This is a genomic window from Micromonospora sp. NPDC093243, from assembly GCF_044753725.1.
Lineage (GTDB): Bacteria > Actinomycetota > Actinomycetes > Mycobacteriales > Micromonosporaceae > Micromonospora.
In genome coordinates, this window is record NZ_JBIVNT010000002.1 from 129,465 (window position 1) to 148,326 (window position 18,862).

The 18,862-nt window shown below is 72.0% G+C and carries 16 protein-coding genes and 1 tRNA gene; 9 read left to right on the plus strand and 8 right to left on the minus strand.

The window, feature by feature from the left end; translation table 11 throughout:
• Positions 1–83: 83 nt before the first annotated feature.
• From ACIP9D_RS05330 to ACIP9D_RS05340, 3 genes are all read right to left on the minus strand, one after another.
• Entirely contained in the window at positions 84–890 is an 807-nt protein-coding gene (locus ACIP9D_RS05330; protein WP_350868570.1) for a WecB/TagA/CpsF family glycosyltransferase, read from the minus strand.
• Positions 887–2,002: an NAD-dependent epimerase/dehydratase family protein gene (locus ACIP9D_RS05335; RefSeq protein ID WP_350868568.1), complete on the minus strand. Its 1,116-nt coding sequence runs from the start codon at positions 2,000–2,002 to the stop codon at positions 887–889. The genes ACIP9D_RS05330 and ACIP9D_RS05335 overlap by 4 nt, the downstream gene beginning before the upstream one ends.
• A 65-nt stretch (positions 2,003–2,067) precedes the next feature.
• Positions 2,068–2,153, minus strand: a tRNA-Leu gene (locus tag ACIP9D_RS05340).
• 208 nt (positions 2,154–2,361) lie between these two features.
• Between ACIP9D_RS05340 and ACIP9D_RS05345 the strand changes: the two genes are divergently transcribed.
• The 7 genes from ACIP9D_RS05345 to pknB are packed head-to-tail and all read left to right on the plus strand — an operon-like array spanning position 2,362 to position 11,372.
• Positions 2,362–3,150 (plus strand): DUF3662 and FHA domain-containing protein, encoded by a 789-nt coding sequence (locus tag ACIP9D_RS05345; RefSeq protein ID WP_350868567.1) that lies wholly within the window; start codon positions 2,362–2,364, stop codon positions 3,148–3,150.
• 6 nt (positions 3,151–3,156) lie between these two features.
• Complete coding sequence (locus tag ACIP9D_RS05350; RefSeq protein WP_088996760.1) at positions 3,157–3,642, plus strand: FHA domain-containing protein; 486 nt, start codon at positions 3,157–3,159, stop codon at positions 3,640–3,642.
• Positions 3,639–5,102 carry a PP2C family serine/threonine-protein phosphatase gene (locus ACIP9D_RS05355; RefSeq protein WP_350868565.1) on the plus strand — a complete coding sequence of 488 codons (1,464 nt, stop codon included), beginning with the start codon at positions 3,639–3,641 and terminating at the stop codon, positions 5,100–5,102. Before ACIP9D_RS05350 ends, ACIP9D_RS05355 begins: the two co-directional genes overlap by 4 nt.
• 28 nt (positions 5,103–5,130) lie before the next feature.
• Positions 5,131–6,630 (plus strand): FtsW/RodA/SpoVE family cell cycle protein, encoded by a 1,500-nt coding sequence (locus tag ACIP9D_RS05360; RefSeq protein WP_350868563.1) that lies wholly within the window; start codon positions 5,131–5,133, stop codon positions 6,628–6,630.
• Positions 6,627–8,135 (plus strand): penicillin-binding protein 2, encoded by a 1,509-nt coding sequence (locus ACIP9D_RS05365; RefSeq protein ID WP_350868561.1) that lies wholly within the window; start codon positions 6,627–6,629, stop codon positions 8,133–8,135. Before ACIP9D_RS05360 ends, ACIP9D_RS05365 begins: the two co-directional genes overlap by 4 nt.
• A 1-nt stretch (position 8,136) precedes the next feature.
• Positions 8,137–9,564, plus strand: a complete 1,428-nt coding sequence (locus ACIP9D_RS05370; protein ID WP_350868559.1) for a protein kinase domain-containing protein — start codon at positions 8,137–8,139, stop codon at positions 9,562–9,564.
• Positions 9,561–11,372 (plus strand): Stk1 family PASTA domain-containing Ser/Thr kinase, encoded by a 1,812-nt coding sequence (gene pknB / locus ACIP9D_RS05375; protein WP_350868557.1) that lies wholly within the window; start codon positions 9,561–9,563, stop codon positions 11,370–11,372. The genes ACIP9D_RS05370 and pknB overlap by 4 nt, the downstream gene beginning before the upstream one ends.
• 127 nt (positions 11,373–11,499) lie before the next feature.
• On the opposite strand, the gene ACIP9D_RS05380 is transcribed toward pknB, so the two are convergent.
• From ACIP9D_RS05380 to ACIP9D_RS05395, 4 genes are read right to left on the minus strand one after another with little or no spacing between them, the layout of a single operon-like run.
• The gene (locus ACIP9D_RS05380) at positions 11,500–12,150 is read right to left on the minus strand and encodes an aminodeoxychorismate/anthranilate synthase component II (protein WP_350868555.1); all 651 of its coding nucleotides are present in this window, start codon (positions 12,148–12,150) and stop codon (positions 11,500–11,502) included.
• A 4-nt stretch (positions 12,151–12,154) separates the two neighbouring features.
• A complete protein-coding gene (locus ACIP9D_RS05385) occupies positions 12,155–12,433 on the minus strand; it encodes a hypothetical protein (protein ID WP_350868553.1) in 279 nt (92 codons plus the stop codon).
• A gap of 6 nt (positions 12,434–12,439) precedes the next feature.
• Complete coding sequence (locus ACIP9D_RS05390; protein WP_350868551.1) at positions 12,440–14,176, minus strand: class E sortase; 1,737 nt, start codon at positions 14,174–14,176, stop codon at positions 12,440–12,442.
• Positions 14,173–14,979 carry a DUF881 domain-containing protein gene (locus ACIP9D_RS05395; protein ID WP_350868549.1) on the minus strand — a complete coding sequence of 269 codons (807 nt, stop codon included), beginning with the start codon at positions 14,977–14,979 and terminating at the stop codon, positions 14,173–14,175. Before ACIP9D_RS05395 ends, ACIP9D_RS05390 begins: the two co-directional genes overlap by 4 nt.
• Before the next feature lie 227 nt (positions 14,980–15,206).
• Between ACIP9D_RS05395 and ACIP9D_RS05400 the strand changes: the two genes are divergently transcribed.
• Together ACIP9D_RS05400 and ACIP9D_RS05405 are read left to right on the plus strand one after the other, a co-directional pair.
• A complete protein-coding gene (locus tag ACIP9D_RS05400) occupies positions 15,207–15,470 on the plus strand; it encodes a cell division protein CrgA (protein ID WP_350868547.1) in 264 nt (87 codons plus the stop codon).
• 313 nt (positions 15,471–15,783) lie between these two features.
• A complete protein-coding gene (locus ACIP9D_RS05405) occupies positions 15,784–18,006 on the plus strand; it encodes a (Fe-S)-binding protein (protein ID WP_350868545.1) in 2,223 nt (740 codons plus the stop codon).
• 71 nt (positions 18,007–18,077) lie between these two features.
• On the opposite strand, the gene ACIP9D_RS05410 is transcribed toward ACIP9D_RS05405, so the two are convergent.
• Positions 18,078–18,758 (minus strand): GPP34 family phosphoprotein, encoded by a 681-nt coding sequence (locus tag ACIP9D_RS05410; RefSeq protein WP_350868543.1) that lies wholly within the window; start codon positions 18,756–18,758, stop codon positions 18,078–18,080.
• Positions 18,759–18,862: the final 104 nt, after the last annotated feature.

The following is an 18,862-nucleotide window of genomic DNA, read 5'->3' on the forward strand; positions in this document are numbered from 1 at the left end:
ACACGCCGCGGAAGGGGCCCCGCCCCGTCCGGCCCGGGCCGCCCGCCGGGAAGCGGCGGGCCGGGACCGGGTGCCGGGGCGGGTCAGACCGCGAAGGTGGCCGGGCGCTCGGTGGCCGGCGCCGGCGGCCGGGCCTTCCACAGGCCGAGCTTCTGGGCCGTCATCCGGGTGAGGTAGGCCGGGTTGAGGATCACGTACCGGCGCCAGAGCCGCTTCGGCTCCAGGCCGAGCCGCCAGAGCCACTCCAGGCCGACCCGCTGCATCCACGGCGGGGGCTGGCGCAGCAGCCCGGCGTGGTAGTCGAAGGCCGCCCCGACCGCCATCATCGGCATGTCGAGCAGCGGCCGCATGGCGTACGTGAAGACCTCCTGGCGCGGGCAGCCGAGCCCGACCAGGACGAGCCGGGCGCCACTGGCCCGGATCCGGTCGGCGATCTCGGCGTCCTCACCCGGTTGCACCGCGCGGAACTTGGACGGCTCCACCCCGGCGATCTTGAGGGCCGGGAACATCCGCTCCAGCGCCGGGATCAGCCGGGCCAGGGTCTCCTCGGTCGAGCCGTAGAGGTAGACCGGCAGGCCCTCGTCGGCGAACCGGGAGAGCACGTGCAGGGTCAGCGTCGGGCCGTAGACCCGGTCGGTCAGGCCGGCGCCGTGCAGCAGGTTGAGCGCCCAGCGCACCGGCTGCCCGTCCGGGGTGACCACGTCGAAGGAGTTGAGCCGTGCGTTGTGCGCCCGGTCCAGGACGCCGGTCATCACGCCGTGCACGGCCAGCGCGGTCAGCGCCAGCGGACGGCGGTCCTGGGCGGCCGCCACCACCTGCTCGGTCGCGGCGGCGTAGTCGGTGGCGTCGACCAGGACGCCGAGCACGTTGCGCTTGCTGCCGGTGGTCATGGCTGCGACACCCACTTGTCGACGTTGGCCTCGTAGATCTCCCGCAGGATCATCGGCACGTCGTAGGTGATCTTCCAGTTCGGGTAGTGCTCCTCGAACCGGGCCATGCTGCTGACGTACCACTGGTGGTCGCCGGTGCGCGCCTGCTCGACGTAGTTGATCTGCGCCTCGCGGCCGGCGATCTCCTCGGCGATCCGGAACGCCTCGATGTGCGAGGTGTTCGAGTGCCGGCCACCGCCCAGGTTGTAGACCTGCGCCGAGCGGGGCTCACGGAAGAACGCCTCGAACGCGGTCAACACGTCCCGGGAGTGGATCGCGTCGCGGACCATCTTGCCCTTGTAGCCGAAGAGGTTGTAGGTCCGGCCCTCCATGACGCACCGCATCAGGTAGGCCAGGAAGCCGTGCAGCTCCGCCGCCGAGTGCGCCGGGCCGGTCAGCGTGCCACCCCGGAAGCAGGCCGTCTTCATGTCGAAGTACCGGCCGTACTCCTGGACCATCACGTCGGCGGCCACCTTCGAGGCGCCGAAGACCGAGTGCAGCGACTCGTCGATCGACATCTCCTCGGTGATGCCCTGGTGGAACGGGTGGTCCTCGGGCAGCTCGTACCGGGTCTCCAGCTCGACCAGGGGCAGGCTGTTCGGCCGGTCGCCGTAGACCTTGTTGGTCGAGCAGTGGATGAACGGGGCGTCGATCGCGTGCCGGCGGGTGTTCTCCAGCATGTTGAGCGTGCCGCCGGCGTTGACGTCGAAGTCGGTGTACGGCTCCTTGGCCGCCCAGTCGTGGCTGGGCTGGGCCGCGCTGTGGATCACCACCGCGATGTCCGAGCCGTACTTCTTGAAGATCTGCTCCAGGCCGTCCCGGTCCCGGATGTCCACCGCGAAATGGGTGTACGACCCGCCCAGGTCGGCGCCGAGCCGCTCCAGGCTCCAGGATGTCGAGCCATCCTCGCCGAAGAAGTACCGCCGCATGTCGTTGTCGATGCCAACCACGTCGAGACCGAGGCTGGCGAAGTGCCGAGCCGCCTCGGAGCCGATCAGACCGCCCGACCCGGTCACCAACGCGACACTCACACGCCACTCCTGGTCAATCGGAGGCAGAAACCATCGGAGCATAGCGTGACGCCCGATACGTCCCGATATGCCGCGAGGGCTCCGCAACCTGCGGAGCCCTCGTGTGGTGGTGGGGAAGGGGGGAGTTGAACCCCCACGCCCTTTCGGGCACACGGACCTGAACCGTGCGCGTCTGCCATTCCGCCACTTCCCCGTGGCACGACCCGGATCACTGTAATCCGCCCTGACCTCGCCGTCTCCGGCGGGGCCCGGAACATATTACGCTGTCCCGGTCATCGCCACGACCGGTTACCGTTCGTGGCGGACGAAAGAGTAGCACGACAGGAACGGCCCAACCGAACGGGCCGGGAGCAGCCGGCCGAGCGGCGTGTGAGCTGCGCGCGCGCCGGCCGGATACCATCATGTCCTCGGGACCCGAGGAGGAGCCGGTGAGCGTGCTGCAACGCTTCGAGAAGCGTCTGGAAGGCCTGGTCGAAGGGGCCTTCGCCAAGGTCTTCAAAGGGGTGGTCCACCCCGTGGAGATCCTCAACGCCATGCAGCGGGAGGCCGAGGCGCACAAGGCCATCCTGGCTGGTGGCCGCACGTTGGTGCCTAACCGCTACGTGATCGATCTCTCGCCTTACGACCACAGTCGTCTGGCGCCGTACGCCGCCGCGCTGGCCCAGGAGCTGGCCCAGTCGCAGGCGGAGTTCATCGGCGAGCAGGCCTGGACGGTCTACGGCGACGTGATCGTCGAGATCGAGCGCGGTGAAGGGCTGGACACCGGCATGTTCCGGGTCACGGCCGAGGTCTACACCGGCGGCGAGGTCGCCCCGGTCTCGGCGCCCGGCTACGACGCCGGCCCGCCCGCCTACCCCGCGTATGACCAGGGCGGCGGCTACGGCCCACCGCCCGGACACGGTGGCACGCGCAACGTGCGGCTGGTCTCCGGCGACGGGCGCACCTATCCGCTGCAGATGGGCTCGACCGTCATCGGTCGCGGCGACCAGGCCAACCTGCGCCTGCCCGACGTCGGCATCTCGCGGCGGCACGCCCGGCTGGACTTCGACGGCGGTCAGGTCGTGCTGACCGACCTCGGCTCGACCAACGGCACGATGGTCAACGGCCAGCGGGTCTCCGCCGTCGCCCTCAACCCGGGCGACATGATCCAGCTCGGCACCACGACGCTGACCTTCCGCGTGGACGGCTGACCCGCCTTGCCGGAACTCGTCATCACCGTCGCCCGGTTCGGGTTCCTCATCCTGCTGTGGATCTTCGTGTTCACGGTGGTCGGCGTCATCCGCCGGGACCTCTTCGCGGGCGCCCGCTCGGGCCGGCTGGTGGCCGCGCCCCGAGCGGTCGGCGCCTCGACGGGCCAGCCGGCCAAGCCGGCGAAGGTGAAGCGGGGCAGGGCGGCGCACCAGCTGGTGGTGACCGCCGGTCAACTGGCCGGCACTCGGATCACTCTCGGTGAAGCGCAGATCACCATCGGTCGGGCGGAGGACTCCACCCTCGTGATCACCGACGACTACGCCTCCGCGCGACACGCCCGGCTCGTGCCGCGCGACGGGCAATGGTTCGTCGAGGACCTCGGTTCGACTAACGGCACCTATCTCGATCGCGCTAAGGTCACCGGACCAACCCCCGTCCCCCTCGGCGTGCCGATCCGGATCGGCCGCACTTCCCTCGAATTACGGCCATGACTCTGACCCTGCGCTATGCGGCCCACAGCGACCGCGGTCTGATCCGAGACGGCAATCAAGACTCCGTCTACGCCGGACCGCGGCTACTCGCCGTCGCCGACGGCATGGGCGGCATGGCCGCCGGTGACGTCGCCAGCAACATCGTCATCGGTGCCATGGCGCCACTCGACGAGGACGTCCCGGGGGACGCTCTCGTCGACGCGCTGCGTTCGGCCGTCGGCACCGCCAACCAACAACTCCGCGACACGGTGGACGCCAACCCGCAGCTGGAGGGGATGGGCACCACGCTGACCGCGACGCTCTTCTCCGGCAGCAAGATCGGCATGGTGCACATCGGCGACTCGCGGGCCTACCTGCTCCGCAACAATGAGTTCGCCCAGATCACCAAGGACGACACGTACGTCCAGATGCTGGTCGACGAGGGCCGGATCAGCGCCGAGGAGGCGAGCAGCCACCCACAGCGGTCGCTGCTGACCCGGGCGCTCGACGGCCGGGACATCGACCCGGAATACTCCGTCCGCCAGGTGCTCCCCGGTGACCGCTACCTGATCTGCAGCGACGGGCTCTCCGGCGTGGTCAGCGCGGAGACCATCGGGGAGACGATGCGGGAGTACGTCGACCCGCAGCAGTGCGTCGAGCGGCTGGTGCAGCTCGCGCTGCGCGGCGGCGGCCCGGACAACATCACCGTGATCATCGCCGACGCCACCGACCAGGACATCGTCGAGGCGACGCCGATCGTCGGCGGTGCGGCGGCCCGGGACCGGGGAATGGCCACCTCGGCCGACGACTCCACCCCGGCCGCCCGTGCCTCCGCGCTCTCCGCGCCCCGCCCCGCCGCCCCGGAGGAGCCCAGCTCCACCGCCGACGACGACGAGCCGGAGCGGCGGCGACACCGGCCGGTCCGGGCCGCCGCGATGGCGCTGGCGTTGCTGGTCATCCTCGGTGGCGGGCTCTTCGCCGGCTGGTCCTACACCCAGCGGCAGTACTACGTCGGCGCCACGGAGGACGGCCAGGTGGCCGTGTTCCGCGGGATACAGGGTCAGATCGCCGGGATGGACCTCTCCAGCGTCCACTCCACCAGTCCCGCCGACCTGGAAGACCTCACGCTCGCCGCGCAGGAGCAGGTCAAGCAGGGCATCCCGGCCAAGAGCGAGCCGGACGCCGAGCGTCGGCTGGCCGAGCTGACCAGCGACACGCCGAGCAACCCCAACCTGAAGCCGGTCTGCGGGCCGAGCCCGACCGCCGATGTCAGCCCGGAGAGCCCGTCGCCGACCGGCGTCGTGGCCTCGCCGGGCCCGAGCGGCAGCGCCACCGCCGCCACGCCGACCGGCAGCCGTGTTCCCAGCCCCAGCGCCAGCAGCAGCGTGGCCGGCACCGAGCCGTCCGCCACGCCCGACGCCCCGCCCTCCGACTCGGCTCCGCCGGCGCTCGACCCGGCCGGCTGCCGGTCGCCGGAGTGAGCGCCGGCCCTACTCCGAGGACCCATCCGTGACCGCAGCGGCCACACCGGCAGCCTCGCCCGCCACCACGGGCGAGCAGCCCGGCGTACGCCTGGCCCGGTCCCGGCGCAACGCCGAGCTGTCACTGCTGCTGCTGGCCATGGTGCTGGTGGCCGCCTACGGGGCGACCGTCGAGGCGAACATGCTCGACACGGTCACCCCGGACTTCTGGTTCCCGGCCGCCGCGCTGGGTGCCGTCTTCCTCGGCCTGCACCTGGTCATCCGGTTCCTGGCCCCGTACGCCGACCCGGCTCTGCTGCCGGCGGTGGCGCTGCTCAACGGCCTCGGGGTGGGCTTCCTGCGCCGGATCGACCTGGGCGAGGCCCTACCGGCCGACCGGGAGGACCTCGCCATCTTCGCCGGCATCGGTGGCCGGCAGCTGGCGTGGACGCTGGCCGCGGTGATCCTCGCCGCCGGCCTGCTCGCCATCATGCGCGACCACCGGTCGGTCTCCCGCTACGCGTACACCCTGGGCCTGGCCGGCATCGTGCTGGTGATGATCCCGGCGGTGCTGCCGGCCAGCATCTCCGAGATCAACGGCGCCAAGCTGTGGGTCCGGGTGGGCAGCTTCTCCATCCAGCCGGGTGAGTTCGCCAAGCTGGCGCTGCTGGTCTTCTTCGCCTACTACCTGGTGCGCAAGCGCGAAGTGCTCTCGCTGGCCAGCCGGCGCTTCCTCGGCATCGACTTCCCGCGCGGACGCGACCTCGGCCCGGTCGTCGTGGTCTGGCTGATCAGCCTCCTGGTGCTGGTCTTCGAGAAGGACCTCGGCACCTCACTGCTCTACTTCGGCATGTTCGTGGTGACGCTCTACATCGCCACCGAACGGGTCAGCTGGCTGCTGATCGGTCTGATCCTCTTCTTCGGCGGCGCCTACCTCGCCTACTTCCTCGGCGAGATGGTCGGCGGGCCGTTCGCCAACTTCTACCTGCGCGCGCAGATCTGGCTGGACCCGTTCGCCGACCCGACCGACAAGGGTTACCAACTCGTCCAGGGTCTGCTCGCCCTGGGCACCGGCGGGCTCTTCGGCGCCGGGCCGGGCGGTGGCCAACCCGGCATCCTGCCCGAGGTGCAGAACGACTTCATCTTCGCCGGAATCGGTGAGGAGATCGGCCTCTTCGGGCTCTCCGCGCTGCTGGTGGTCTACCTGCTGATCGTGGAGCGGGGCCTGCGCGCCGCGCTGGCGGTGCGGGACTCGTTCGGCAAGCTGCTCGCGGGCGGCCTCGCCTTCACCCTCGGGCTCCAGGTCTTCGTGATCGTCGGCGGGATCAGCAAGCTCATCCCGCTGACCGGTCAGACCACCCCGTTCCTCTCCGCCGGTGGCTCGTCGCTGATGGCCAACTGGCTGCTGATCGCGGTGCTGCTCCGGGTCTCCGACGGCGCCCGCCGGCCGGTGACCGGTGGGGCCGGCGGTGGCAAGGCGGCGCGGCCGTCGCGCGGCGGCCCGCCCGAGCAGCTGCACGGTGCCCCCACGGAGGTGATCAAGCCGTGAACGCACCCCTGCGCCGCGTCGGCGTCGTCGTCATGGTCCTGTTCGGTCTGCTCTTCGCGAACCTGAACTGGATCCAGGCCTACAAGGCCGATGAATACCGCACCAGCGACTACAACGGCCGGGTCCAGGTCGCCGAGTACGAGCGCAAGCGCGGCAACATCGAGGCCGGCGGCACCGCCCTGGCCACCAGCAAGGAGACCAGCGGCCAGCTGAAGTTCCTGCGCACCTACCCCGGCGGGGCGAAGTACGCGCACGTGCTCGGCTACAAGCCGGTCAACCTGGCCGACACCGGCATCGAGCGGGCCGAGAACGACTTCCTCGCCGGCACCAGCGACCAGCTGCTCGGCGACCGGATCAAGGACATGTTCACCGGTGACCAGACCGGTGGCGGCAACGTGCTGCTCACCCTCTCCAAGCGGGCCCAGGACGTGGCCTACGAGCAGCTGCGCAACAACGAGAAGGGCGTGAAGCGAGGCGCGGCCATCGCCATCGACCCGCGCACCGGAGCGGTGCAGGCGCTGGTCTCCATGCCCAGCTTCGACCCCAACCCCCTGGCCAGCCACAACACCACCCAGGCCGCGGCGGCGTACAACCAGCTGGAGCAGGACCCGAACAACCCCCTGCTGAACCGAGCGTTCGCCGAGACCCTGCCGCCGGGCTCCACCTTCAAGATCGTGGTGGCCGCGGCGGCGTTGGAGAACGGGATCGGCAAGGGCACGCAGATCCCGGCCGGGTCGAGCTGGACCCCGCCGACCTCGGGCACCCCGATCCGCAACGCGGCCTCGTCGATCTGCCCCGAGCCGCAGGTCACCCTGATGAGCGCGGTGACCGAGTCGTGCAACACCGGGTTCGCGCAGCTCGGCGTCCGGCTCGGCGCCGACGTCATCAAGCAGAAGGCCCGCCAGTTCGGCTTCGAGCAGGACGACCTCACCGTCGGTCAGCTCGGCGAGGACGGGCAGGCCGTCGCGGCCAGCCGGACCGGTGACATGCAGAACCCGGACGGCAGCACCGACCCGGCGGCGCTGGCCCAGTCGTCGATCGGGCAGAACAACGTGCGGATGACCCCGCTCGAAGGGGCCCTGATCGCCGCGTCGGTCGCCCGCGAGGACGGCAAGCAGATGCGTCCGTACCTGGTCCGGCAGCTGCTCGCCCCGGACCGCACCACCAGCTACTACACCGCAGACCCGCGGGAGCTGCGCCAGCCGATCAGCGGCCAGGTCGCCGCCGACCTGCGGGACATGATGGTCAGCGTGGTCGAGAACGGCACCGGCGGCCAGGCCAAGATCAATGGCTACACGGTGGGCGGCAAGACCGGCACCGCCCAGTCCGCGCCGGACCGGCCCGACCACGGCTGGTTCATCGGTTTCGCGCTGGACAAGAACGGCGACCCGGTCTCCGCCGTCTGCGTCGTGCTGGAGCAGGCGGGGTCCGGCGGCAGCGCCGAGGCGGCCCGGATCGCCGGCAAGATCATGCAGGCGGCCATCGCCGACCCCGGAGGCCGCTGACATGCTGAGCCCCGGGGTCCAGCTCGGCAACCGCTACCGCCTCGACGAGCGGATCGCCAGCGGCGGCATGGGCGACGTCTGGCGCGGCACCGACCAGGTGCTGGGCCGTACCGTCGCAGTGAAGAGCCTGCTCCCGGCGTTGCTCGACGAGCCGGGCTTCGCCGAGCGGTTCCGCGGCGAGGCCCGCACCATGGCCACCATCAACCACCCCGGCGTCGTCGACGTCTACGACTTCGGCAACGACCAGCAGATCGCCTTCCTGGTGATGGAGTACGTCGAGGGCGACGCCCTGTCGGCCACGCTGAGCCGGGTCGGCCGGCTCACCCCGGCCCGGACGATGGCCCTGGTCGCCCAGGCCGCTGACGCGCTGCACGCCGCGCACGAGAAGGGCATCGTGCACCGCGACGTCAAGCCGGGCAACCTGCTGGTCCGGCCGAACGGCACGCTGGTGCTCACCGACTTCGGCATCGCCCGCTCTGAGCTGGTGGGGCAGCTCACCGCCGCCGGCTCGGTGCTCGGCACCGCCTCCTACATCTCCCCAGAGCAGGCCACCGGCGGGGTCGCGACGCCCGCCTCCGACGTCTACGCGCTCGGCGTGGTCGCCTACCAGTGCCTCGCCGGCCGCCGTCCGTTCGAGGGGGACAATCCCCTCGAGATCGCCATGCGGCACGTCCAGGAGACCCCCCGGCCGCTGCCGGCGGACATCCCGCCGCAGGTCCGCGCCGTGGTCGAGCGCGCCCTGGCGAAGGACCCGGCGGCCAGGTGGCCGAGCGCCGCAGCGCTCGCCGGGGTGGCCCGCCAGTTGAAGGCAGTCCTCTCCCAGCAGGCCCGCGCCGGTGGGCAGGCCCGGCCGGTCTCCGGTGCGCCGTCCTCGCCGGCCGCGCCCGGCCGGGCCCAGGTGCCGCAGCAGCCGCGCCCGCCGGCGACCGCCCAGCGGCCGCAGGCCGCCGGTTCACCGCCGCGCCCGGCCGGCACCGCCCGCCCGACCGCCGTCGCCCCGGCCCAGCAGCCGCCGCGCCCCACCGTGGTCGCCCCGGCCGCGGCCCAGGCGCGGCCGCCGGCGGCCCAGGCCGGCTATCCGCGCGGCGCCGCGTCGGTGCCGTCGGCGCCGAGCCGGCACGAGCCCTCACCGGCGTACACCCCGCAGGCCAGCCCGGGGATGCCGGCGCCGGGCCGGTCCCGCCCCGGGATGGTGCTCGTCGCCATCCTCCTGGCCGTACTGGTCCTGCTCTGCTCCGGCGTGATTTCCTACAAGCTGCGGAAGGCGCAGTCCGGCGAACCCGGGGCGCTCGGCCCGCGCACCGTGACGTCCGGCGCGCTGCGGCCGGACGGACGCGACGATCTGCCCCAGACGTCGTACCGTCGACACGAACGGCCTCGGCCGGCGAGCGGCGAGACGACGACGAGCGAAGGACGACAGACGCGATGACAGCGCAGGCCCGCCTGCTCGGTGGCAGGTACCAGGTCGGCGAGCTCCTCGGCTACGGCGGCATGGCCGAGGTGCACCGCGGTCGCGACCTGCGGCTCGGACGGGACGTCGCGATCAAGATGCTCCGGACCGACCTCGCCCGGGACGCCACCTTCCAGATGCGGTTCCGCCGCGAGGCGCAGAACGCCGCGTCGCTGAACCACCCGGCGATCGTCGCCGTCTACGACACCGGCGAGGAGACCGCGCCGACCGGCGAGACACTGCCGTTCATCGTGATGGAGTTCGTCAACGGGCGGACCCTCAAGGAGGTGCTCGGCGCCGAGGGACGGCTCCAGCCCCGGCGGGCGCTGGAGATCTGCGCCGACATGTGCGCGGCGCTCGAGTTCAGCCACCGGCACGGCATCATCCACCGGGACATCAAGCCCGGTAACGTCATGCTCACCCAGACCGGCCAGGTCAAGGTGATGGACTTCGGCATCGCCCGGGCCCTGGCCAGCGGCGCCACCACCATGACGCAGACCAGCGCGGTGATCGGCACGGCGCAGTACCTCTCCCCCGAGCAGGCCCGGGGCGAGGCGGTCGACGCCCGCTCCGACGTCTACGCGGCCGGCTGCGTGCTCTTCGAACTGGTCTGCGGCCACCCGCCGTTCGTCGGCGACAGCCCGGTCAGTGTCGCCTACCAGCACGTACGGGAGGCGCCACCGACGCCGAGCGACATCAACCCGGACGTCAATCCCGCGGTCGACGCGATCGTGCTCAAGGCGCTGTCCAAGAACCCGCTCAACCGCTACCAGAGCGCCGGCGAGATGCGGGCCGACCTGCTCCGCGCCGCGGCGGGCCGACCGGTGCTGGCCACCCCGGTGATGCGGGAGCAGGAAACGATGCCGATGGCGCCGGCCGCCGGCGCCGCGGGCTACCCGGCCGGTGGCGCGGGTGCGCCGCCCACCGGGCAGATCCCGGCCCGGGTCGGTGACCCGCGTCGCCGCAAGGCGTCGTCCTGGCTGATCGCCACGTTCGCCGCGCTCGGTGTGCTGGCGGTGATCGCCCTGGTCGCCGCCCTGCTCTGGGACCGGCAGAGCGACAAGCAGGTGAGCGTCCCGACGGTGACGGGCCTGACCCAGCAGCAGGCGTTCGCCGAGATCCAGAAGGTGGGCCTCGCCGCACAGGCCGGCGACCAGGTGCTCAGCACCACCTGCGAGAAGGGCAAGGTCGTCAACCAGGACCCGGCCCCGAACACCCGGTTGGAGCCGAGCCGCACCGTGACCGTCCAGGTCTGCGGTGGTCCCAACGTGAAGGCCATTCCTCCCGTGGTCGGCCTCGACTTCGAGACCGCCAAGCAGACGCTGGAAGGGCAGGGATTCAAGGTCGCCAAGCCGACGGAGAGGGACAGCCCGAAGGATGAGGGGACGGTGCTCGCCTCGTCCCCCGAGGTCGGCAAGGAGGTGGCCGAGGGCACCTCGGTCACCCTGACCATCTCCAAGGGCAACGTGAACCAGGTGCCCCGGGTGATCGACTCCACCGTGGAGGACGCCAGGCAGGAGCTGAGGGAGGCCGGTTACGACGTCCGCGTCATCGACGGTGACGAGGTGCCCGCGGCCCAGGTCGGCCGGGTGCAGCGGCAGAACCCCGAGCCCGGCAAGGATCTCGCCAAGGGCAAGACGGTGACCATCGAGATCGGCATCCCCGAGCCGGAGACGCCGCCGACCACCGGCACGCCCACCCCGACGCCGACGACCACGCCGACGACGCCGGGTACCGGGGGCGGCTTCCCAATTCCCCCCATGCCGCCGATCCGGTCCGACGACTGACCGGCCGCCGGCGGTAGCGCGACAATCAAGCGTCGGCAAGAGGCCCGGCGTCGGCGCGGCGGTCAGGCGTCGGCAAGGGCGGCCGGCGGCCAGGCGTCGGCAAAGTCGGCCGGCGGTGGGGCGACGGTCAGGCGTCGGCGAAGGCGGCCCGGCGGCGGGCGTCCACCTCGGCGGCGAGGGCCGGGGCGCGCTCCAGCGCCTCCGGGTGGCCGCAGCCGGCGAGCCAGTTGGCGAGCATCAGGTGCCCACCCTCGGTGAGCACCGACTCGGGATGGAACTGGACGCCCTCGATCGGCAGGGTGCGGTGTCGCATCGCCATCACCACCCCGGACCCGGTCCAGCCGGTGACCTCCAGCTCCGCCGGCAGCGTCTCGGGCAGCACGGCGAGCGAGTGGTAGCGGGTCGCGGTGAACGGATCCGGCAGGCCGGCGAGCACCCCGGTCGACGTGTGTCGGACCTCGGAGGTCTTGCCGTGCAGCAGCTCGGGGGCGCGGGTCACGGTCGCGCCGAACGCCTCGCCGATGGCCTGGTGACCGAGGCAGACACCGAAGATCGGCAGCTCGCCCGCGTACTGCCGGATGACGTCCAGGCAGATGCCGGCGCGATCCGGGCTGCCCGGGCCGGGCGAGAGCAGGATGCCGGCCGCGCCGACCCGACCCACCTCGGCGACGTCGATCTCGTCATTACGGCGTACGTCGCAGTCGACGCCGAGCTGGCCCAGGTACTGCACCAGGTTGAAGACGAACGAGTCGTAGTTGTCGATCACCAGGACGCGCATCGGCTCACCGGTCCGGGGTCGGGGGCGCGGTGTTGTTCCGCTCGGTGTCGTACGGCAGGTCGTGCTCGTCGCCGGGCGGCGCGTCACTCGGCACCACCTCGCCGGCCGGGTCGCCCTGGTCGGCGTCCTGGCTGACCTGCACGTCGTCGAAGGGGAGCAGAGGCTCGGCCCACGGGAAGACCACGTACCAGAGCAGCGCGACGGTGGCGGCGGCGAGCAGCACCGACCCGCCCAGCTTGCCGACCAGCCCGAACGGGAGCTTGCGCCAGATCCACGAGTACATCGCCGGTCAGCCTCCCAGCTCCGCCGGGCGGCCCGCCGACTTCGGCTGGGTCCGGTCCAGCTCGGCGTGGATGATCAGCCGCTGGTAGTTGTCGAACTTCGGGTTGCAGGTGGTGAGGGTGAGCATCCGCTTGGTCGCCTTGACGCCCGGCTTGCCGGGCACCGCGGCCACCACCTCGACCTGCGTCGGCTTGACGATCCGGGTCTGCGAGACCTTGTAGACGTACCAGTCGGTCTTGCTCTCGACCACGATCGCGTCGCCGTTGTCGAGTTCGTCCAGCCGCCAGAAGGTGGCCCGGTTCCGGTGCCCGGCGACGGAGAAGTTGCCCACCTCGCCCGGCATCGCGCTCTTCGGGTAGTGGCCCGGGGCGTACCGGATGTCGGCCTGGGTGACGCCCTCGACCACGACCCAGTTCTTGGCGAGCTTCGGGATGTAGAGGCCCGCGATCGGCTTGCCGTGCACCGGCGGGGACGGCTTTGCCGACGGGGTCGCCGGTGCGGCGACGGTGGGGTCGCCGGTCGGGCCCCACGCCTGGGCCAGCTGCTGACTGAGATCGTTCTGGTGGGCGTCGACGATCGCCGACTTGCCCCAGACCTCGTAGCCGGCGAAGAGCAGCACCACTAGGCCGAAGGTGATCAGCACCTCGCCGGACACCCGGATGCCGGTGCGTACCCGGGAGGCCAGCGACGGCCGGGTCAGCTCGGAGTAGACGCTCTTGTAGCCCTCGCCGGTCTGCTCCGGACGCAGCTGGACCACCCGCTCACCTCTGCGGGGCCGAGGCGGCTCGGTGGCCTCGGTATCGCCGGTGTCACCCGCGTCGCCGGTCTCCGGCGTCCGGGGCACCGCGCCCATCAGCGCGGTCGAGTCGAGTGCCGGCTGCCGCGCGGGAGCGCCGGGCACGACCGGGATCAGCGCGGTGGCGGCGGGGTCGCCGGCCGGGGAGACCGGAGCGGCGGGTCCGCCACCCGGCCCGCCGGACGAGCGCTCGGCCCGCGGGCCGACCGGTGCGATGAACGCGGTGGGCCCGTCGGTCGGGTTCGCCGGGGGCGTGGCCGGGGCGGCGCGGTTGGTGGACTCGTCCGCCGGTGCCGCGGACCGCGGCAGGCCGGCAGCTGGCCAGCCGGAGTCGGTCGAGGAGCTGGCGGGGCGGCGGCTCGGCAGGCCACCGGGCGCGGCGGGCCGCACCGGAACCTCGCCGGGGTGGCGCGGGTCGGCCGCCGCTGCCGGCGCGGAGAAGTAGTGGGGAGTACCCGGGTGCCCGGTCGGGGCCGGAGCGTCGCCGGCGGCGGGACCGGCCGGCGGTGTCGTTCGGGTCCCGGCGGCGCCGGGCCACGGAGGTGGTGCGCCGCCCGCCCCACCGGCGGGCGTGGTCGGGCGGGCCGGTTCGGCGGCGGCCGGTGGTCGACCGGATTCCGGCGCGAACCAGCCCTGGTTGCCGGACTGACCGGCGTCCCCGGCCCCGCTCGACTGGGGAGGCACCGCGTGCGGGCCGGAGCGGGCGGTCGCCCCCGCCGCCGACGGCCCGACGGTCGGCGGCTGCGCGGCCGGTGGTTGCGGCGCGGGCGGCTGCGGGGCCGCCGGCGGCTGCGCGGTCGGCGGGCGCGTCGGCAGTACCGGGTCGGGCCAGGCGCCCCGGCCGGGTCGCTGCGGGGCCGGGTCGGTACGGTCGATCTTCGGCAGGAGGGCCGTCGGATCGTCGGTCTGATCCCGGTGCCGCCCGTCGGGCCGGTCGCCGGCACTCACCGGAGCACCTTCGCCGAGCGCAGGGCGGTCGAGTCCTCGAAGGCCGGCACGGTCACGGCGGAGACGGTCTCCCGGTAGCCAAGTTGGTAGTCATCGACCACGTCCTTGAACAAGCGAACTCCCTCGGATTCGGCGAGCGCCTGCTGGAGGGCAGCGGGATCGCCGATCGCTACGATCTTGAACGGGGGGGAGTACACCCGACCATGCAACAGCAGGGTGTTACCGACGCAGCGTACCGCGCTGGTGGCGAGCACGCGGACGTTCATGATTGACATGGCCTCCGCGCCGCCGGCCCAGAGCGCATTCACCACCGCCTGCACGTCGCCCTGGTGAACGACCAGGTCGTCGTTGCTGACACCCTCGGGTAGCTGGTCGCTGCGCCGGGGTGCGGCGTCGTTGAGCTCGACCGTCACGCCGGTGCCGGTCAGCGCGGTGAAGCCGGCGGTCTCCCGGCTGCCGAGCGCCCGCTCCTGCTGGGCCTTGATCGGCCCGTCCTGCTCGCCCAGCGCGGTGGTCCGCTCCTCGACGTCGCCGCGGAGCGTCGCGGCCTGCCGCTCGCTGTCGGCGACCTGGTGCCGGCGCTCCTCGATCAACTGGTTGAGCTGCGGGCGCCGGTCCTCACGCAGGGCGGTGCCGCCGGCGGTGGTCGCGGTGGTGGTGAAGAGCAGCCCGGCCGCGGCGGCGATCAGCGGCACCCCGATCGACCAGCCCGGTCGTCGCTGCCGCCCGCGCCGTGGCAGCAGCCCGGCGACGGCGCGCCGGAGCACCTTCTGCCAGGATGCGCCGCCGGATGTGTACTCCACCGAGCGTTCCTTCCCGTCGTCTCGCGTCGGCCCACGCCGGCCCGGCCGGCATGGTGACCGGAATAACTCCCGCTTTTTCGGTCACTCCGTGCACCGGCCTGACCCCATTCGTGGCTTGGGCGGGCCTTCGGGACTACGCTAGCTTTCGAACATTATTGGCCATGGACCGTCGCCCCCGCGCCCGGTTGTCAGGCCGGACGAGGTCGTAACCCCCTCTGGAGAGCGTCGTGCCCAAGTCTCAGGTCCGCAAGAAGAAGGTGTACACCCCGCCGACGGACGTGCGCCCGACGGCGACGGCGTCGACGCGCAAGCCTAGCCCGGTGTGGTTGCCGCTCACGGCGGTCGCGCTCATCGTCCTGGGCATCGGCTGGCTGGTGGTCTACTACCTCTCCGAGCAGGAGTACCCGGTCATGTCGTGGGGTTACTGGAACCTCGCGGTGGGCTTCGGAGCGATGGTCTCCTCGCTGATCCTGCTCTCTCGCTGGCGCTGATCCCGGCGCTCGGGCGCCCGCCGGCCTCCGTCGCCGTCGCGCCGGAGGCCGGTCTACCTCACTCCACGCCGCCCCTGCCCGGCAGATCCGGGCGGGGCCACCTATGGTGTGCGCAGGGCGGCGCGGCCCGGTGCGAGAAGGCTCACGTTACTGCTGGGTAACCTTGCGCGTAGGCTGCACTGCATGACCGAGCGGAGCGAGGTCATCGACCGGCCCGGTCGAGGGTGCGGCAGCTGCGGCTCGCCGACCGCGCCCTGAACTGGCCCCGGTCGCCGAGCCGCTCGACAGGCAGCAGACCGGGGAGGCCAACTCGATGGGCAGCGTCCAGATCGTCACCACGATCCTCGCGGCCGCCATCACCGCCGTGGCGGTGGGGCTTGCGGTGCGCGCCGTCCTGAGGATGGTGGCAGTCGTCCGGCTCGGTCAGCCCGCGCCGGAGCGGTTCACCGACAAGGGCGCCCGCACCAGGACCATGCTGGTGGAGACCGCCGGCCACACCCGGATGCTCAAGTGGGGCGTGGTGGGTGCGGCGCACTGGTTCGTGATGGTCGGCTTCATCGTGCTGTCGCTGCTGGTGCTCGAGGCGTACTTCGAGGTGGTCACCCCGACCGGCGGGCTGCCGATCATCGGGCCCTGGACGGTCTTCGGCCTGGCCACCGAGGTCATCGGCGTGCTGGGCCTGGTCGGCATCCTGGTGCTGATGGCGATCCGGCTCCGCAACCGGCCCAACCGGCCGGGCGGTCGGTCCCGGTTCACCGGCTCGACGATGTGGCAGGGCTACTTCGTCGAGTGGATCGTGCTGCTGGTCCTGATCTTCGGGTTCGTGATCCGGGGCTTCAAGGTCGCCACCGACCACTTCGAGTACCCGGTCTGGGCCACCCCGGTCAGCCACGCCGTCGGGGCGGTGCTGCCCGACTGGCAGGACGGCGCCAGCATCGCCGCGCTCATCAAGATCGTAATCTCGATGACCTGGCTGATCGTCATCTCGCTGAACGTCACCATGGGTGTCGCCTGGCACCGCTTCCTGGCGTTCCCCAACATCTTCTTCAAGCGCGAACCGGCCAAGCCCGCCGGCTCGGGCCTCGGCGCGCTGCGGCCGATGACGAGCGAGGGCAAGCCGCTCGACTTCGAGGAGGCCGACCCGGAGAAGGACCAGTTCGGCGTCGCCCAGGTGGAGCAGTTCAGCTGGAAGGGTCTGCTCGACTTCAGCACCTGCACCGAGTGCGGCCGCTGCCAGTCGCAGTGCCCGGCCTGGAACACCGGCAAGCCGCTCTCGCCGAAGCTGCTGGTGCTGAGCCTGCGCGACCACGCGTACGCCAAGGCGCCGTATCTGCTGGCCGGCGGCGGCAAGGACCTGACCGGCGAGGAGAAGGCCACCGCCGCGCAGCTCGCCCACGTCGACGTGCTCGCCCTCGCCGAGGCCGAGAAGCCGCTGATCGGCACCGCCGAAGAGGGCGGCGTCATCGACCCGGACGTGCTCTGGTCCTGCACCACCTGCGGTGCGTGTGTCGAGCAGTGCCCGGTCGACATCGAGCACGTCGACCACATCGTCGACATGCGCCGCTACCAGGTGCTGATCGAGTCGAGCTTCCCCTCCGAGGCCGGCGTGATGCTGCGCAACCTGGAGAACAAGGGCAACCCGTGGGGCGCGCCGCAGAACACCCGCGAGGACTGGACCAAGGGGCTGGACTTCGAGGTGCCCCGGGTCGGCGAGGTCGACGACTTCGAATACCTGTTCTGGGTGGGCTGCGCCGGCGCGTTCGAGGACCGGGCCAAGAAGACCACCCGGGCGGTGGCCACGCTGCTCAACGAGGCGGGCGTCTCCTTCGCCATCCTCGGCGAGGGCGAGACGTGCTCGGGCGACCCGGCCCGCCGGATCGGCAACGAGTTCGTCTTCCAGATGCTCGCCCAGCAGAACGTGGAGACCCTGAACGAGGCGTTCGAGGGCCGGGAGAAGAGCAAGCGCAAGATCGTCGCGACCTGCCCCCACTGCTTCAACACCCTGGGCAACGAGTACGGCCAGCTCGGCGGCGAGTTCGAGGTCGTGCACCACACCCAGCTGCTGGCGCACCTGGTGGCCACCGGCAAGCTCACCCCGGTGCAGCCCGTCGACGGCGGCGTCACCTACCACGACCCGTGCTACCTGGGCCGGCACAACCGGGTGTTCACCCCGCCGCGCGAGGTGCTCGGCAGCGCGATCACCGGCGGCGACGGCCAGGAGGGCGCGAGCGGCCTGATCGAGATGCCGCGCAACAGCGAGCGTTCCTTCTGCTGCGGCGCCGGCGGCGCCCGGATGTGGATGGAAGAGAAGATCGGCAAGCGGATCAACGTGGAGCGGGTCGAGGAGGCCATGGCCACCGGGGCGAAGACCGTCGCGGTCGGCTGCCCGTTCTGCTCGACGATGCTCAGCGACGGGGTCAACGGCAAGGGCGCCGGCGAGCAGGTCGAGGTGATCGACGTGGCCAGCGTGCTGCTCCGCTCGGTCAAGCCGGAGCAGGCGCAGGGCGACAAGAAGGCCGAGCCGGTCGCCGGCTGACCCGCGTACCCCAGGAATCGACGCACGACGGCGGTGGCACCCGGTGCCACCGCCGTCCGCTTCTTGCAGGGTCAGGAGACGGCGGTGGTCACGATCGCGGCCGTGGTGACGGCGGTGGTGGCGGCGATCAGCACCGCCTGGGTGTCCAGGATCGCCCGCGTCGTCGCGTCGGACGCCCAACTGCCCTCGGAAATCTCCGCCACCCGGCGCTTGACCCGGTCCTTCGGCAGCTCGTGGAAGACCTTGCGGTCCAGGCCGACCGCCCGGGCCAGGCTGACCAGTGCGGCGGTCCGGGGCTCGACCGGCCCGTCCGTCGCGACCGCGGCGACCATGCGCTGCCGGGCCAGCGTCTCCACCGCCGGCTCCGTGCCGCTCGGCGAGGGATAGCGGGTACGCGGAAAGACCCAGAGCACCCGGTCGGACTCGCGGCGCAGCACACCGGAGCCGACCAGCCCGTCGAGCACCCGGTCCGGCAGGTCCCTGGCGAGCCGGCTGATCCAGTCCTTCGGCCGACGCCGCTCGTCGTCGGCCGCGATCCGGGCGAGGGCCTCGTCCAGCAGCGGTACGCCCAGCGGGTCCGCGCCGACCGCCGTGAGCCGCTCGTCGCTGACCGACAGCCGACCGGCGAGCGCGAGTTCGAGCAGCAGCGCGCCGGCCAGCCCGTAGCCGAGGTGCAGCGCGCCGAGTTGGTTGACGCCCTCGTCGTCGTAGCTGAGCAGGGCCAGTTCGTCCGCCAGGGTGAGGTCCGACATGATCACGACGGTAACCGCCGCCGGCAAGGGTGTCCGGCCGGGCGGAACCGGCGGTGTGGGCACTCGTACCCCTGGAGCCGCCGTGGAACAATCGCGCCCGAGGT